General features: G+C 73.2%; 14 protein-coding genes. 11 read left to right on the top strand and 3 right to left on the bottom strand.

The features are described from left to right. Window positions 1–192 precede the first annotated feature (192 nt). Window positions 193–1554, bottom strand: a complete 1362-nt coding sequence (paaK, locus tag ACFVNO_RS15590; RefSeq protein ID WP_220560714.1) for a phenylacetate--CoA ligase PaaK — start codon at window positions 1552–1554, stop codon at window positions 193–195. A 248-nt stretch (window positions 1555–1802) separates the two neighbouring features. Here paaK and ACFVNO_RS15585 point away from each other — a divergent pair, with 248 nt between their 5' ends. From ACFVNO_RS15585 to ACFVNO_RS15535, 11 genes are all read left to right on the top strand, one after another. After that, entirely contained in the window at window positions 1803–3038 is a 1236-nt protein-coding gene (locus ACFVNO_RS15585) for a thiolase family protein (protein WP_378893090.1), read from the top strand. 11 nt (window positions 3039–3049) lie between these two features. Further along, complete coding sequence (locus ACFVNO_RS15580) at window positions 3050–3805, top strand: enoyl-CoA hydratase/isomerase family protein (protein WP_355268108.1); 756 nt, start codon at window positions 3050–3052, stop codon at window positions 3803–3805. After that, window positions 3802–4692 carry a 3-hydroxyacyl-CoA dehydrogenase family protein gene (locus tag ACFVNO_RS15575; RefSeq protein ID WP_378893085.1) on the top strand — a complete coding sequence of 297 codons (891 nt, stop codon included), beginning with the start codon at window positions 3802–3804 and terminating at the stop codon, window positions 4690–4692. The genes ACFVNO_RS15580 and ACFVNO_RS15575 overlap by 4 nt, the downstream gene beginning before the upstream one ends. A 4-nt stretch (window positions 4693–4696) precedes the next feature. Next, on the top strand, window positions 4697–5485 hold the full coding sequence (locus tag ACFVNO_RS15570; RefSeq protein WP_378893082.1) for an enoyl-CoA hydratase/isomerase family protein: 789 nt from the start codon (window positions 4697–4699) through the stop codon (window positions 5483–5485). Between the two features lie 424 nt (window positions 5486–5909). After that, on the top strand, window positions 5910–6902 hold the full coding sequence (gene paaA / locus ACFVNO_RS15565) for a 1,2-phenylacetyl-CoA epoxidase subunit PaaA (protein WP_355268117.1): 993 nt from the start codon (window positions 5910–5912) through the stop codon (window positions 6900–6902). Then, window positions 6899–7234: a 1,2-phenylacetyl-CoA epoxidase subunit PaaB gene (paaB, locus tag ACFVNO_RS15560; protein ID WP_378893078.1), complete on the top strand. Its 336-nt coding sequence runs from the start codon at window positions 6899–6901 to the stop codon at window positions 7232–7234. The genes paaA and paaB overlap by 4 nt, the downstream gene beginning before the upstream one ends. Before the next feature lie 40 nt (window positions 7235–7274). Beyond that, window positions 7275–8153: a 1,2-phenylacetyl-CoA epoxidase subunit PaaC gene (gene paaC, locus ACFVNO_RS15555; RefSeq protein WP_220560720.1), complete on the top strand. Its 879-nt coding sequence runs from the start codon at window positions 7275–7277 to the stop codon at window positions 8151–8153. Next, entirely contained in the window at window positions 8150–8668 is a 519-nt protein-coding gene (paaD, locus tag ACFVNO_RS15550) for a 1,2-phenylacetyl-CoA epoxidase subunit PaaD (RefSeq protein WP_255646520.1), read from the top strand. Before paaC ends, paaD begins: the two co-directional genes overlap by 4 nt. A 2-nt stretch (window positions 8669–8670) precedes the next feature. Continuing rightward, window positions 8671–9771, top strand: coding sequence for a 1,2-phenylacetyl-CoA epoxidase subunit PaaE (paaE, locus tag ACFVNO_RS15545; protein WP_220560722.1), 1101 nt, complete (start codon window positions 8671–8673; stop codon window positions 9769–9771). Between the two features lie 38 nt (window positions 9772–9809). Next, window positions 9810–10187, top strand: a complete 378-nt coding sequence (paaI, locus tag ACFVNO_RS15540; protein WP_220565721.1) for a hydroxyphenylacetyl-CoA thioesterase PaaI — start codon at window positions 9810–9812, stop codon at window positions 10185–10187. Window positions 10188–10375: 188 nt separating this feature from the next. Then, window positions 10376–12511 (top strand): LamG domain-containing protein, encoded by a 2136-nt coding sequence (locus tag ACFVNO_RS15535; RefSeq protein WP_378893072.1) that lies wholly within the window; start codon window positions 10376–10378, stop codon window positions 12509–12511. Between the two features lie 184 nt (window positions 12512–12695). Here ACFVNO_RS15535 and ACFVNO_RS15530 read toward each other — a convergent pair whose 3' ends face one another. Both ACFVNO_RS15530 and ACFVNO_RS15525 read right to left on the bottom strand, forming a co-directional pair. Further along, entirely contained in the window at window positions 12696–14354 is a 1659-nt protein-coding gene (locus ACFVNO_RS15530; RefSeq protein WP_355268126.1) for a catalase, read from the bottom strand. A 153-nt stretch (window positions 14355–14507) separates the two neighbouring features. Beyond that, window positions 14508–15383, bottom strand: a complete 876-nt coding sequence (locus ACFVNO_RS15525; RefSeq protein WP_378893069.1) for an alpha/beta fold hydrolase — start codon at window positions 15381–15383, stop codon at window positions 14508–14510. Window positions 15384–15744: the final 361 nt, after the last annotated feature.

The raw sequence follows: 15744 nt of genomic DNA, 5'->3' as shown, positions 1-15744 counted from the left end.
ACCGCCCCGTGCAGGCGGACGGCCCCGCCCCCACCCGCCGCGGCCGCTCTCGCCGCACGGGTGGGGACGGGGCCGACACGGGCCCCGGGCCCCTCGGACACCCCGGCCCCCAGGCTGCTCGGGCCCCGAGGGCCCCGGGCCCCTCAGGCCCCTCGAGCGCCGCAGACCCCTCAGAGCCCCCAGGCCCCGGGACTACTCCTTGGGCCGGTTGTCGATGATCCGGCGGAACTTGCCCACCGACCGCTCGATCTGCTCCGGGTCCACCACGTCCACCGTCACGCTCACCCCGACCCGGTCCTTCACGGTCGCGGTGATCTCCCGGGCCAGCGCCGCGCGCCGGTCGGCCGCGCAGTCCGGCGCCGCCTCGATCCGCACCGCCATGCGGTCCAGGCGGCCCTCCTTGGTGAGCACCAGCTGGAAGTGCGGAGCCAGCCCGTCCAGGCCCAGCACGATCTCCTCGATCTGGGTCGGGAACACGTTCACCCCGCGCAGGATGATCATGTCGTCGCTGCGCCCCGTCACCTTGTCCATCCGCCGCATCGGCCGGGCGGTGCCCGGGCGCAGCGTGGTCAGGTCGCGGGTGCGGTACCGGATGACCGGCATGGCCTGCTTGGTGAGCGAGGTGAACACCAGCTCGCCGTTCTCCCCGTCGGGCAGCACGTCCTGCGTGACGGGGTCGAGCACCTCCGGGTAGAAGTGGTCCTCCCAGATGTGCAGCCCGTCCTTGGTCTCCACGCACTCGTTGGCCACGCCCGGCCCCATGACCTCCGACAGCCCGTAGATGTCCACGGCGTGGATGTCGAACCGCTCCTCGATCTCCGAGCGCATCTTCTCGGTCCACGGCTCGGCGCCGAAGATGCCGATCCTCAGGGACGTGCTGCGCGGGTCGATGCCCTGGCGCTCGAACTCGTCCATGAGCGTCAGCATGTAGCTCGGGGTGACCATGATGATCTCGGGCCGGAAGTCCTGGATCAGCTGCACCTGCTTGGCGGTCTGCCCGCCCGAGGCCGGGATCACCGTGCAGCCGAGCTTCTCTGCGCCGTAGTGCGCGCCCAGGCCGCCCGTGAACAGCCCGTACCCGTACGAGACGTGCACCTTGTGCCCCGGGCGCCCGCCCGCGGCGCGGATGGAGCGGGCCACCACGGTCGCCCAGGTGTCGATGTCCTCGCGGGTGTAGCCCACCACGGTCGGCTTGCCGGTGGTGCCGCTGGAGGCGTGGACGCGGGCCACCTTCTCCTGCGGGACGGCGAACATGCCGAACGGGTAGTTGTCCCGCAGGTCGGCCTTGGTGGTGTGCGGGAAGTGCCGCAGGTCGGACAGCTCCCGCAGGTCCGCGGGGGTCACGCCCGCCTCGTCGAACTTCTTCCGGTACAGCGGCACGTTGGTGTAGGCGTGCTCCAGGGTCCACTTGAGCCGTTCGAGCTGGAGCGCCCGCAGCTCGTCGACACTCATGCGCTCGGCCGGGTCCAGGATCTCGGGGGAGGGTGCCTCCCCGAGACGCGGGGTGGTACCGGTGACACCGGTCGACCGCCGGATGGTGTCGTGGCTCGCCATATGAGACTCTCCGTGTGCGAGTGCGCGGTGGGCCGCCGGGCCGGAGCCCGGGAGGGTGGTGCGACGAGTGCGCCGCGCGTTCGAGGTGGGTGCCGGCCCGCTACGGGGCGGGCCGACTTGCTTACTGACCGAACGTTCGGTTACTAATGCATTAAGTCAGTCTCCGAGACCTGTGTCAAGGAGACCTGTCGATCAGTTCACTGTCGACGGTGGCGCAGGCCACCGTCAACCTTCATGGGAGGCCGTTCGTGAGCGACGTCTATGTGGTCGACGGGGTCCGCACCCCGCAGGGTCGGTACGGCGGCGCCCTCGCCGCGGTCCGCCCCGACGATCTGGCCGCCACGGCCATCGCCGAGGCGGTCCGCCGCGCCGGCGTCCCCGGGGACGCGATCGACGAGGTGATCCTGGGCGCCGCCAACCAGGCCGGTGAGGACAACCGCAACGTCGCCCGCATGGCCGCCCTGCTGGCCGGGCTGGACCCGAGCGTCCCCGGCTACACCGTCAACCGCCTGTGCGCCAGCGGCCTGACCGCCGTCTCCTCCGCCACCCAGGCCATCCGCGCGGGCGAGGCCGACGTGGTCGTCGCCGGAGGCGTGGAGTCCATGACCCGCGCCCCCTGGGTGATGGCCAAGCCCGGCACCCCCTGGGCCAAGCCCGGCGAGGTCGCCGACACCTCCCTGGGGTGGCGCTTCACCAACCCGCGCTTCGCCGCCCACGACGCCGACGCCCCCGCCGACGCGGCCCCCGGCGACCTGCGCTACACCCTGTCCATGGGCGAGACCGCCGAGGAGGTCGCCGTCCTGGAGGGCATCACCCGCGAGGAGTCCGACGCCTTCGCCCTGGGCAGCCACCGCAAGGCGGTCGCCGCCGCCGCGGCGGGCCGGTTCGACCGGGAGATCGTCCCCGTCACGGTCACCGGCCGCAAGGGCGCCACCCACGAGGTCACCGCCGACGAGGGCCCCCGCCCCGACACCGACGAGGCCACCCTCGCCAAGCTGCGCCCGGTGTTCCGCAAGGGCGGCATCGTCACCGCGGGCAACTCCTCCTCCCTGTCCGACGGCGCCTCCGCCCTCGTGCTGGCCTCCTCCGCCGCCGTCGAGCGCCACGGCCTCACCCCGCGCGCCCGCGTGGTGGCCTCCGCCTCGGCCGGGGTCCCCCCGCAGATCATGGGCCTGGGCCCGGTGCCCGCCACACAGAAGGCGCTGGCCCGCGCGGGCTGGACCCTGGACCAGGTCGGCTCGGTCGAGCTCAACGAGGCCTTCGCCGCCCAGTCCCTGGGTGTCATCCGCCAGCTCAAGCTGGACGCCGAACGCGTCAACGCCGACGGCGGCGCCATCGCCCTGGGCCACCCGCTGGGCAGCTCCGGCGCCCGCATCCTGGTCACCCTCCTCAACCGCATGGAGCGCGAGGGCACCGACCGGGGCCTGGCCACCCTGTGCGTGGGCGTGGGCCAGGGCGCCGCGCTCCTGGTCGAGCGGGTCTGAGGGGGCACGTCATGACCGAAGCGGACAAGACCGACTTCGAGACCCTGCGGGTGGAGTGGCGCGAGGACCGGGTCGTGGTGGAGCTGCACCGGCCCCAGGCCCGCAACGCCATCAACGCGGCGATGATCGCCGAGCTGCACGAGGTGTGCGCGCGCGTCGAGGCCGACCCGCGCCCGCTGCTGCTCACCGGGCACGGCACCGTGTTCGCGGGCGGCGCCGACATCTCCGAGCTGCGCGAGCGCGGCCGCGAGCAGGCGCTGGCCGGGATCAACAGCCGCCTGTTCGAGCGCCTGCACCGACTGCCGGCCCCCACCGTGGCGGCCGTGGACGGCTGGGCGCTGGGCGGTGGCGCCGAGCTGTCCTACGCCTGCGACATCCGCATCGCCACCCCCACCGCCGTGTTCGCCCAGCCCGAGCCGGGCCTGGGCATCATCGCCGGGGCGGGCGCCTGCTGGCGGCTCAGGGAGCTGGTGGGCGCCTCGGTGGCCAAGCAGGTGCTGCTGGGCGGGTTCCGCCTGGACGCCGAGGCGGCGCTGCGGCACGGCCTGGTCGCCGAGATCGTGCCCGCCGAGGAGCTGCGCGAGCGCGCCCACGCCCTCATCGACCGCATGGCCGCCTCCTCGGCCCTGGCCCTGCGCATGACCAAGATGGTGCTGGACGCCGACGGGCCCCACCCGCTGGCCGACGACCTGACCCAGGCGGTGCTGTTCGAGACCGCCGACAAGCACGACCGGATGACCCGGTTCCTGGAGAGGAAGAAGCGTTGACCTCCGGCAGCACCGCAACCCCGGACACCGCCGTCCCCGCCCTGGTCGCCGTCATCGGCGGCGGCACCATGGGAGCCGGGATCGTCCAGCAGTTCCTCACCGCGGGCGCCTCGGTGACCCTGGTCGAGGCCACCGCCGAGGCCGCCGGGGCGGGCCGCGACCGGGTCACCTCCGGCCTGGCCGCCTCCGCCGCGCGCGGCAAGCTGGACGGGGAGCCCGACGCGTACCTGGACCGGCTGTCCACCGCCACCGACGCCGCCGACATCCCCGCCGGGACCGGCCTGGTGGTCGAGGCCGTGCCCGAGAGGCCCGAGCTGAAGATCGCCGTCCTCACCGCCGCCGAGGCCGCAGTGGGGGAGGAGGCCGTGCTGGCCTCCAACACCAGCTCCCTGTCGGTCACCGAGCTGGCCGCCGCCCTGAAGCACCCGCGCCGGTTCCTGGGCACCCACTTCTTCAACCCGGTGCCCGCCTCCAAGCTGGTGGAGATCGTCACCGCACCCGACACCGACCCGGCGGTCACCGCCGCGGTGCGCGGCTGGGTGGCCGCCCTGGGCAAGACCGAGATCGTCGTCCGCGACGCCCCCGGGTTCGCCACCAGCCGCCTGGGCGTCATGCTCGGCCTGGAGGCCATCCGCATGGTCGAGGAGGAGGTCGCCTCCCCGGCCGACATCGACACCGCCATGGAGCTGGGCTACCGCCACCCGATGGGCCCGCTCAGGCTCACCGACCTGGTCGGCCTGGACGTGCGCCTGGCCATCGCCGAGTACCTCGCCGCCGAGTTGGGCGACCGCTTCTCCCCGCCGGAGCTGCTGCGGCGTATGGTCGCGGAGGGGAAGCTCGGCAAGAAGACCGGACAGGGCTTCCACACCTGGAACAAGGGAGAGTAGGGCGTTGAGCGAACAGAGGGCGGCGGAGTTCTCCGAATCCGACGGGCTGGCCGTGGTGCGGCTGAACCGGCCCGCGCTGACCCGGGAGGTGAAGGAGGAGCTGCTGGCCGCGCTGCGCGGGGCCGCCGCCTCCACCACCGCCCGCGCGGTGCTGCTGCTGGGGTCGGACAAGGCGTTCTGCGTGGGCCAGGACCTGGCCGAGCACGCGCGCACCCTCCAGGAGGGCGCCGGCGGGGCCCTGAACACCGTCCGCGAGCACTACAACCCGATCGTGCTGGCCCTGGAGTCGATCCAGGTGCCGGTGGTGGTGGGCATCGGCGGCGCCTGCGTGGGCGCCGGGATGGGCTTCGCCCTGGCCGGGGACGTGCGGGTGGCGGCCCGCCGGGCCAAGTTCGGCACCGCGTTCACCGGCATCGGCCTGGCCTCCGACTCGGGCCTCGCCTCCCGGCTGGTCGCCTCGCTGGGCCAGGCGCGGGCCATGGAGCTCATGCTGCTGGGCACCCTGTTCGGCGCGGACCGGGCGCTGGAGCTGGGCCTGGTCACCGAGGTCGTGGACGACGACGCCTGGGAGAAGCGCGCCCGCGAGCTGGCCGCGACGCTGGCGGCCGGACCGACCGCGGCGTTCGTCGCCGCCAAGCGCGAGGTGCGCTCCGCGGCCGAGGGCGGGCGCCCGCTGGCCGAGCTGCTGGAGGAGGAGGCCGACCTCCAGCAGCAGCTCGGGGAGACCGCCGACCACGCCGGGGCCGTCGACGCCTTCGTGAACAAGCGCCCGCCGACCTTCACCGGTCGCTGACCCGCGGCCGGCCGGCGGCCCGCGCCGCCGGCCGGCCCCGTGGGTCCCGGTGGCCGCATCGGCTCCGGTGGCCCTGTGGCGCTGTGGACCCGCCGGTTCCCGTGACCGCGTGGGTCCCGGTGACCGCGTGGGCCCTGGTGGTCCCGGCGGTCCCGTGGTCCCGGCGGCCTGTGGGCCCGGTGACCACGCCGGTCCCCGCGGCCGCGTCGGCCCCGGTGGCACCGGCCGCCGGGGCCGACGCGGTGTCCCGTTGACCGGCGCGCCGTCCTGCCGTGGCCGCCACGGCGTTCCGCCGGGGCCGGAGCGCGCCCGTTGGCCGGCCCGTCCGAGGCAGGACCCGCCCGCGCCCGGACTTGACCCGCGCGGCCGGATGCGTGGATACTAATTACTGACCGAACGTTCGGTTATGAATGGGGATGGATCAATGACCGTGACGCAGGAGGCGCCCCCCGGCGCCGACGACGCGCTCCAGGCGGACTTCGACGCGAAGATCGCCGCGGACCAGCGCATCGAGCCGCGCGACTGGATGCCCGAGGCCTACCGCAGGACCCTCGTGCGCCAGGTCTCCCAGCACGCCCACTCGGAGATCATCGGCATGCAGCCGGAGGGCGACTGGATCGCCTCCGCGCCCAGCCTGCGCCGCAAGGCCATCCTCCTGGCCAAGGTCCAGGACGAGGCGGGCCACGGCCTGTACCTGTACGCCGCCGCCGAGACCCTCGGCGTCGACCGCGCCGACCTCACCACGCGCCTCATCGAGGGCCGCCAGAAGTACTCCTCGATCTTCAACTACCCCTCGACGACCTTCGCCGACGTCGGCGTCATCGGCTGGCTGGTGGACGGCGCCGCGATCTGCAACCAGGTGCCCCTGTGCCGCAGCTCCTTCGGCCCCTACGCCCGGGCCATGGTGCGCATCTGCAAGGAGGAGTCCTTCCACCAGCGGCAGGGCTACGAGCTGCTCATGCGCATGATGGAGGGCACCGAGGGACAGCGCCGGATGGTCCAGGACGCCGTCGACCGCTGGTGGTGGCCGTCCCTGATGATGTTCGGCCCGCCCGACGCCGACTCGCCCAACACCGCGCAGTCCATGGCCTGGCGGATCAAGCGCGACACCAACGACGACCTGCGCCAGAAGTTCGTCGACATGACCGTCCCCCAAGCGGAGAAGCTGGGCGTCACCCTGCCCGACCCCGAGCTGGCCTGGAACGCCGACCGCGGCCACTACGACTTCGGCGAGCCCGACTGGGTCGAGTTCAAGCAGGTCGTCTCCGGCGCCGGCCCCAAGAACGCCGAGCGCATCGCCCGCCGCCGGGCCGCCCACGAGAAGGGCGGCTGGGTCCGCGAGGCCGCCACCGCCTACGCCGCCAAGCAGGCGGCCGGGGCCCGCAACACCGAGAACCTCCAGGAGGCCACGGCATGAGCAACGACACCACCGCGACCTCCGGCGCCGCCGGCACCTCCGGCGCGGCCCGCCCGGAATGGCCGCTGTACGAGGTCTTCGTCCGCGGCAAGCGCGGCCTCAACCACGTCCACGTCGGCTCGCTGCACGCCCCCGACGACACCATGGCGCTGCACAACGCCCGCAACCTGTACACCCGCCGCAACGAGGGCGTCAGCATCTGGGTGGTCCGCGCCGAGGACATCACCGCGTCCAGCCCCGACGAGAAGGACCCCTTCTTCGCGCCCAGCGGAGACAAGGTCTACCGCCACCCGACCTTCTACCCCATCCCCGAGGACGTCCCGCACATCTAGGCGGCGACCCGGGACGACGAGGCTTCGAGGAACAGAACACATGAGTGGCGACAACATTTTCACCGGCCTGGTCGAAGAGCACCAGGGCGACGCCCGCTGGGCCTTCGGCACCGGCTTCACCGACGCCCTCGCGGGCGTCGACACCACCCTCCCCGCGGGGGTGGACGGCGCCGACCTGGCCCTGTACTGCCAGATGCTCGGCGACGACGCGCTGGTCCAGGCCCAGCGGCTGATCCACTGGGTGACCGACGCGCCCGAGCTGGAGGAGGAGGTGGCGCTGGCCAACATCGCCCTGGACCTGCTCGGCCAGGCGCGCCTGCTGCTGGCCCGCGCCGGCCAGGCCGACGGCACCGGCCGCGACGAGGACGCCTTCGCCTACCGCCGCGCCCCGCACGAGTTCCGCAACGTGCACCTGGCCGAGGCGCCCCGCGGCGACTTCGCCCGCGCCGTCGTCACCCTGCTGGTGCTCTCCAGCCACCGGCTGGCCCTGTTCACCCGGCTGGCCGACAGCGCAGACCCGGTGGTCGCCGCCATCGCGGCCAAGGGGGTCAACGAGCTGGCCTACCACCGCGAGTACGCGGTGTCCTGGGCGCTGCGCCTGGGCGACGGCACCGACTACTCGCACGAGCGCCTGGCCGAGGCCGTCGCCGACGTGTGGCCGCTCACCGGCGAGCTGTTCGCCGCCCACCCCGTCGAGACCCGCCTGGCGGGCCTGAACGCGGCCGTGGACCCCGTCACCGTCCGCGACGAGGTCCACGCCGTCCTGACCTCGGTCCTCACCGAGGCCACCCTGCCCGCCCCCGGCCCCTTCCCCGAGGCCGCGGTGGCCGGGCGCGAGGGCCGCCACACCGCCGAGCTCGCCCCCCTGCTGGACGAGCTCCAGAAGGTGGCCCGCGAGCACCCGGAGGCGACGTGGTGACCGCCGCACCGGTCCGGGACGTCGAGCGCGCCCGCGCCGCGGCCGCCGCCGTCACCGACCCCGAGCTGCCCATGCTCACCCTCGCCGACCTGGGCATCCTGCGCCGGGTCGAGATCGACGGGGAGGGCACCGTGCAGGTGTGGATCACCCCCACCTACTCCGGCTGCCCGGCCCTGGCCGAGATGCGGGTGGACGTGGACCGGGCGGTGCGCGCCGCCGGGTTCGGGGCCGTCGAGGTGCGCACCGAGCTGTCCCCGGCCTGGACCACCGACTGGATCACCGACGAGGGGCGGCGCAAGCTCGCCGAGCACGGCATCTCCCCGCCGGGGGCCGCCCCCCGGCGGGCCGCCGGGCCCGTCCCGCTGACCCTGCTGCCCACCCGGACCGCCCCGCGCTGCCCGCTGTGCCGGTCGGCCGACACCGAGGAGCTGTCCCGGTTCGGGGCGACCTCCTGCAAGTCGCTGCACCGCTGCCGGTCCTGCCTCGAACCGTTCGAGCACGTCAAGGAGATCTGACCGTGACCACACCCGTCACCGACGCCCCCGCGGCCCCGCGCCGCGGGTCGGTGTTCCACCGGCTGCGCGTGGCCGCCGTCGAGAAGCTGTGCGACGACGCCGTCGCCGTCAGCTTCGACGTGCCCGACCACCTGGCCGAGGAGTTCGCGTTCGCCCCGGGGCAGTCGCTGACGCTGCGCCGGGAGGTCGACGGGGTGGAGGAGCGGCGCAGCTACTCCATCTGCGCACCCGCGGGCGACGCGCCCCGGGTGGGCGTGCGCCTGGTCGCGGGCGGGCTGTTCTCCACCTGGCTGGTGGAGGAGGTGCGCCCCGGCGACGAGGTCGAGGTGGGCGTGCCCACCGGTCGGTTCTGCCCGGACCTGTCCACCGCCGCCAGGCACGTGATGATCGCCGCCGGGTCGGGCATCACCCCGATGCTGTCGATGGCCGCGTCGCTGCTGCGCCGCACCGGCTCCCACGTCACCCTGCTGTACGGCAACCGGCGCAGCGACACGGTGATGTTCGCCGACGAGCTGGCCGACCTCAAGGACGCGTTCGGGCACCGCTTCGAGCTGGTGCACGTACTGTCCCGCGAGCCGCGCGAGGCCGAGCTGTTCACCGGCCGCCTGGACGGCGCCAAGCTGGAGGCGCTGCTGGACACCATCGTCGCGGCCGACGCCGCCGACCACTGGTGGCTGTGCGGCCCCTTCGGGATGGTCACCGACGCCCGCCGGGTGCTGGCCGAGCGGGGGGTGTCCGCCGAGCGGGTCCACCAGGAGCTGTTCTTCGTCGAGGGCGCCGAGCCGCCGCCCCAGGCCCGCCACGAGGACCCGGAGGTGGAGGGCCCGGCCAGCGAGGTCACCGTCATCCTCGACGGGCGCACCACCACGCTGACCCTGCCGCGCGGGGTGCCGGTGCTGGACGCCGCCCAGCGGTACCGGCCCGACCTGCCCTTCGCCTGCAAGGGCGGCGTGTGCGGCACCTGCCGTGTCAAGGTCTGCGACGGCGAGGTGCGCATGCTGCGCAACTACGCCCTGGACGAGGCCGAGGTGGCGGCCGGGTACGCGCTGTCCTGCCAGGCGCTGCCCGAGACCGACGCCGTGACCGTGGACTTCGACTCGTGAGCGGGGAGGGCGCGGTGCGCAACGGGGCCGCCTGGGAGATGTTCGAGGCCGACCGGGCCTCCAAGAACCTGGGGATGCGCCTGGTGCGCGCCGACCTGGGGATCGCGGTGGTGGAGATGACCGTGGGGCCGCTCATGGTCAACGGGCACGGGATCGCCCACGGCGGGTTCGTGTTCACGCTGGCCGACACGGCGTTCGCGTGCGCCTGCAACGTGGACGGGCGCGGGGTCACCGTGGCCTCGGGCGCCGACGTCACGTTCGTGGCCCCGGCCCACGAGGGCGACCTGCTGGTGGCCACGGCCGAGGAGCGGACGGTGTTCGGGCGCAGCGGCGTCTACGACGTCACCGTACGCCGCGGCGAGGAGGTCGTCGCCGAGTTCCGCGGCCGCAGCCGCACCCTGCCCGCCAGGGGCTGACACACGCGTCGGGGCCGCCCGGGGAAGTCCCCGGGCGGCCCCGACGCGTGACCGCAAGTGGCCAGAACGACCGCGGGGAGCCCAGGAGTATTGTGGTCGACTTTCGCTTATTTGTAGGTTTCCTATGATTTGCGACCTGTTTCCTCCCCCGGCCCCCACGAGGGCCGGGTAGACGGGTGATCCCCCTGATGCGTCGTTCCCTGACCCGTTCGACGGCGGCCGCGGCCGCCATCGCCCTGGTCTCGTCCCTGCTCGGGCCGGCCTCCGCGCTCGCGGACGAGAACCGTCCCCCCGACCGGCCCGACACCGCGACCCTCACAGCCAGGGGAGAGGCCTGCTCCACCGACAAGGCGAACCCCACCCTTCTCAACAGCACCGAGCTCACCCTGAGCGGTCGGTTCTCAGACCCCGACCCCGCCGCGACCGGGGTCTCCCAGCAGATCAAGGCCGAGTTCGAGTGGGCGCTGGAAGGCTCCGAGGAGGCCTTGGGCCGTTCGGAGTCCGCGTACATCGCACAGGGCCCGAGCGCCGGTCCCCAATCCCGCTCGGTCACGGCACGGGACCTCCCTGAGAAGGTCCTCATCGGTTACCGCGCCCGCGCCCACGACCCCCAGGCCGCGGGGGAGTGGTCCGAACGCTGCTGGATCGAGATCAGCACGGCCAAGCCCGCCTCACCGCCTACGGTGACCTCCGAGGACTATCCTTCGGACAACCGCTTCCACGGGGCTCCCGGGCGCCCCGGCGAGTTCACCTTCGACGGCAACGGCGTGGACACCGCGGTCGCCTACTACTACAGCCTGGACGATCGAACCTGCAGTACCCTCGCGGAGCCCGACACCCCGGGGGGCTCCGTGACGGTGACCATCGTTCCCCGGCAGGACGGTCCGCGCACGATCTCCGCCAGGAGCGTGGACGCCTACGGCAACTCCTCGGAGTGCAAGGCGGTGTACAGATTCCTCGTCGCACCGCCGGCCGATCCCGTCGCCCATTTCACCCTGGACGAGGGGGCCGGGGACACGGCCGCGGACGCCATGGACCCGACGCGCACCGCCGAGGCCGCCGGGGGCATCGACTGGACCCGGGGCAGGGCGGGCGTCCAGGAGTGGGGCTACGACTACCGGCTGGAGGGCACGGCGGCCTCCACCGCGGGCGGCGCCCTGCGCACACAGGCCTCCGTCGTGGACACCGGCGGCACCTTCACGGTCTCCGCATGGCTGCGCCTGGACGACACCGGCCGCGACGCCGTCGCCCTCTCCCAGGACGGTGAGCACGTCAGCGGTTTCCGGCTGGGCTATGACGCCGACGAGGAGGCGTGGTACTTCGCCGTGCCGAATGGTGACGATCCGGCTGCCGCGGAGACCCGGATCCTGTCCACCGCCTCGGTGCGCTCCGGGGCCTGGACCCAGGTCACCGGTATGCACGATGCGGAAACCGGTGAGCTGAGCCTGTACGTGGACGGCGCCCGCCAGGGAGTCGCCGAGCACGATGCGCCCTGGACCGCCGAAGGCGCGTTCGTCCTCGGCGCGGGGTACGGGCCGGAGGCGTCGAACTGGCCCGGTGCCGTCGACCACGTCACCGTGTGGGACCGGACGCTCTACACGGAGGACACGCCGGCCACGTTCTCCGGTCGCTCCGAGATCTGGGAGTGGGCGACCCGCCCGGTCGTTCCGGAGGGCGTGTGGCGCCTGAACGAGACACAGGGCCCGACCGCGGACGACGGCTCCGACCACGGGCTCGACGCCACGCTGCACGGAGACCCGGCCACGGTGTGGAACGGCGAGATGAACCAGGGAACGTGGGAGACCACCGCCCGGCTCGACGGGTCCGCGTACTTGAGCACGGAAGGGCCTGCGGTGCGCACCGATACCGGGTTCACCGCCTCCGCCTGGGTGCGTCTGGACGACACCGGGCGGGACGCCGTGTTCCTCTCCCAGAGCGGTGGGCACACCGACGGTTTCGCCCTCGGGTACGACGCCTCCGATGAGAAGTGGTTCTTCGAGACCGCCGCGCAGGACGCCTCCGGCGCCACGGTCTCCCGCGTCTCCTCGGATTCCCTCGCGAGCTCCGCCCAGTGGGTCCATCTCACCGGCACGTACGACCACGTGGACGGGACGTTGGCTCTCTACGTCGACAGGGTTTTCCAGGGTTCCGTGGAGCGTCAGGGCTCCTGGAACGCGGACGGGCCGGTCCTCATCGGCGCCGGTACCGGGGCGGAGGGCGTTGAGCGCCACTGGACGGGGGGCATCGGCCTCGCCCAGGTCCACCAAGGGGTGGTTCTCGGTGACGAGGTCGGCAGGATCTCGATGGGATACCCGCCCGTCTGACCGGTAACGGGTCCGGAGGGGCGGCGGGCGGGGCCCGCCGCCCCTTCCGTGTCCGGGGTGTGCGCCGCCGGGAGCGGGGGCGGTGGATCCGTCGCAGGCGGGAGTGGCGCTCCGTCCGAATCCCGTCGCCACGGGACGGAGCCGGGCGCGGCCCGCGCGCACGGCTCCGTCCGGTACGGCCGTCTCAGCGTTCGACGACGTGGCGCTCGTTGGGGACGCAGTGGGTCATGGTCAGGCCGGAGACGTCGCGGGGGCCGTTGGAGCCGAGTTTCGACAGGCGCCGGAGGTCCTCCTCCGTGAGGCTCTGGCTCTCCAGCGGCGCCAGGTGGGACACGTCCTCGGGGCTGATGCCCAGCCTCTTGCCCACGCGCAGCCCCAGGTCGTCCTCCACCAGCAGGAAGTGCCACACCATGCGCTCCTGGACGGCCCGGTCGCACTGGGAGAGCAGCGTCGAGAAGTTGTGCACGAGGTCGTCGCGCTCCCACTGCTCCATCAGCAGGTAGCGCTGACCGGCCTGCCGGTAGTCGTTGGTGCGCGCGATGCGCTTGCGGGTGACCCGGCCCCGGATCTCCGGGCCCTGCTCGTCGTGCGTGGGGTACTTCCCCTCGCGCAGGCCGCCGGTGATGGACGGCTCGTAGTTGACGTGCGGGTTCTCCCCGCCCGTGTCCTGCTCGTAGGTCATCAGGCCGTCGCGCTGGTTGGTGCGCACGTTCGCGTTCTTGGCCCGGTTCACCGGCAGCTGCAGGTAGTTGGGGCCCACCCGGTAGCGCTGGGTGTCGCTGTAGGAGAAGGTGCGGCCGACCAGCATCTTGTCGTCGGAGAAGTCCAGGCCGTCCACCAGCACGCCGGTGCCGAAGGAGATCTGCTCGTTCTCGGCGAAGTTGTTCGACACGTTGCGGTCGAGCACGATCCGCCCCACCGGTTTGGGCGGGAAGTCCTGCTCCGGCCAGGTCTTGGTGTCGTCCAGGGGGTCGAAGTCGAGTTCGGGGTGCTCGTCGTCGCTCATCATCTGCACGAGCAGCTCCCACTCCGGGTAGTCGCCCCGGTCGATGGCCTCGTGCAGGTCCTTGGTCGCGTGCCCGGTCTCGGTCGCCTGGATGTTCGCGGCGTCGGCCTCGGTCATGCTGCGCACGCCCTGCTTGGGCATCCAGGTGTACTTGACCAGGACGGTCTCACCCGCGGCGTTGACCCACTTGTAGGTGTTGACGCCGAAGCCCTGCTGGTGCCGGTAGTCCGCCGGGATGCCGCGCGGGCTGAACAGGTTGACCAGCATGTGCATGCACTCGGGGGTCTGGGACATGAAGTCGAAGATGCGGTTGGGCTCCTGCCGGAACGTCACCGGGTCCGGCTTGAGCGCGTGGATGACGTCGGGGAACTTGATGGCGTCGCGGATGAAGAACACCGCGAGGTTGTTGCCCACCAGGTCCCAGTTGCCGTCCTCGGTGTAGAACTTGACCGCGAACCCGCGCGGGTCGCGGGCGCACTCGGAGGAGTCCCGTCCGCCGATGACCGTGGAGAAGCGCAGGGCGATGTCGGTGCGCTTGCCCTTGCCCTGGAAGAGCTTGGCGCGCGTGTACCGCTCGATCGGCTCGTCGCCCCAGGTCCCGTAGGACTCGAAGTAGCCGAAGGCGGTGGCGCCCCGGGCGTGCACCACCCGCTCGGGGATGCGCTCCCGGTCGAAGTGGCTGATCTTCTCCAGGAACTGGTAGTTCTCCAGGGTCGCGGGCCCCCGCTCGCCGACCGTCCTCTGGTTCTGGTTGTCGTAGACGGGGTGCCCCTGGCGGTTGGTGAGCACCTCCCGGTCGTCTCCCGGCTGCGGTCCCCGGCTGGATACGTCCGTCATGCGAGTGGTCCCCCGACGCTCGTCGTGATCCGTTCCCCCGCCCACACTGCCCCGTGGCGGCCGACGGACACCCCCGAGCCACGGGAAAGTGACAGATTTTTACCGGCCCCGCCCCCGGCCCCGGCCCTTCGGCCGCAGGGCGGCCGGCAGGTGTCAGCGCGGGGGAGCACCGGAGAAGAAGCCGGTGAGGGCCCGGGCGACCAGGTCCGGGGCGCCGTCGTTCGCGGCGGCCAGGTGGCCCTGGCCGGGCAGCTCCAGCCGGCGTGCCCGGGGCAGGACCCCGTCCAGTGCGGTGAGGGCGTCCTTGAAGTACGGAGCGCTGCGCGAGCCGCCCAACAGCAGTACCCCGGCGCGGACACCGGAGTACAGGGAGAGCGGCCGGCCCTCCGCCTCACGCACCATCCGGGCGTCGGCGGCCATGGTGGGCAGCAGGTCCCGCAGCGGGATGCCGCCCTCGACCGGGGCGCGCAGGGCCAGGCCCATGAGCCCGGCCAGGAGTGGACGGGGAACGTACCGTGCCCAGGGCGGGTCCTGGGTGCCCCGCATCAGAGTGACCATGGCGCGCGCTCCCCGGCCTGCGGCGAGCTCGCGTTCGAACCGTTCCAGCCACGCGCTGGGGGAGAACGCGCCGGTGCGCAGCGGGGGCTCGTACACGGCGATCCGCCGGTCGGCCGGGGCCGTGCGGGCCCATTCCAGGACGGGGACCGCCCCCGCGCTGAGCCCGAAGACCCCGTGCGCGCCCGTGTGTTCCGCCAGCGCCGCCACGTCCGCGGTGGCGCGCGCCAGGTCGTGCCCGGGGCCGTGCGGGCCGCTCAGGCCTCGGCCGCGCCGGTCGGCCAGGTGCACGGTGAACCGTTCGGCCAGTGCCGTGCCCAGGGCCAGGAGGTCGTGGGAGGACATCATCGAACCGTGGAACAGCAGCACCGGCGGCCCGGCGCCCAGGGTTCGGTGCCCCAGGACGGTGCCGTCGGGCGCAGTGGTCGTACCGGTCGTGGACACGGGTCCGGCGGCGGGCGCGTCGTCGCTCATGGCCCCAGTGTCGACACTCCTCCTAGGCATGTCAAGATTAATTGACACGCTTGATGAGGGTGGGCTGGGGCGCCCGGGCCCGGGCGGCCGGGGCGTCGGCGCGGGCACGGCGCTCGGGGGCGCCGACGCGGGGCGGCGCGTTCGGAGAAGGGGTCCGGACATGGGGGTGCCCGGGGGCGCCGTCGGGTGGGGACGGCGCGCTCCCGGGCACAGGCCGGGCCCATGTCCCCCAACATGGGCCCAGCGGGTGCGGCCGGGATGCACGGGATGCGGTCCGGCCGCTGGGAAGGCGAACGCGGCGGTCGGGTACGTGCCGGAAACCCCCATTGCCGGCACGAGCGCTCACGTTCGCACATGGTCT

The organism is Nocardiopsis sp. NPDC057823 (assembly GCF_042797335.1).
Taxonomy (GTDB): Bacteria; Actinomycetota; Actinomycetes; order Streptosporangiales; family Streptosporangiaceae; genus Nocardiopsis; species Nocardiopsis changdeensis.
This window is presented reverse-complemented; position numbering and strand designations above follow the sequence as displayed.

What these genes read in the sequence shown, in the direction of transcription:
- paaK (WP_220560714.1), bottom strand. Translation starts at nt 1,554, where the DNA reads ATGGCGAGCCACGACACCATCCGGCGGTCGACCGGTGTCACCGGTACC.
- ACFVNO_RS15580 (WP_355268108.1), top strand. Translation starts at nt 3,050, where the DNA reads ATGACCGAAGCGGACAAGACCGACTTCGAGACCCTGCGGGTGGAGTGG.
- paaA (WP_355268117.1), top strand. Translation starts at nt 5,910, where the DNA reads ATGACCGTGACGCAGGAGGCGCCCCCCGGCGCCGACGACGCGCTCCAG.
- paaB (WP_378893078.1), top strand. Translation starts at nt 6,899, where the DNA reads ATGAGCAACGACACCACCGCGACCTCCGGCGCCGCCGGCACCTCCGGC.
- paaC (WP_220560720.1), top strand. Translation starts at nt 7,275, where the DNA reads ATGAGTGGCGACAACATTTTCACCGGCCTGGTCGAAGAGCACCAGGGC.
- paaI (WP_220565721.1), top strand. Translation starts at nt 9,810, where the DNA reads ATGTTCGAGGCCGACCGGGCCTCCAAGAACCTGGGGATGCGCCTGGTG.
- ACFVNO_RS15535 (WP_378893072.1), top strand. Translation starts at nt 10,376, where the DNA reads ATGCGTCGTTCCCTGACCCGTTCGACGGCGGCCGCGGCCGCCATCGCC.
- ACFVNO_RS15530 (WP_355268126.1), bottom strand. Translation starts at nt 14,354, where the DNA reads ATGACGGACGTATCCAGCCGGGGACCGCAGCCGGGAGACGACCGGGAG.
- ACFVNO_RS15525 (WP_378893069.1), bottom strand. Translation starts at nt 15,383, where the DNA reads ATGAGCGACGACGCGCCCGCCGCCGGACCCGTGTCCACGACCGGTACG.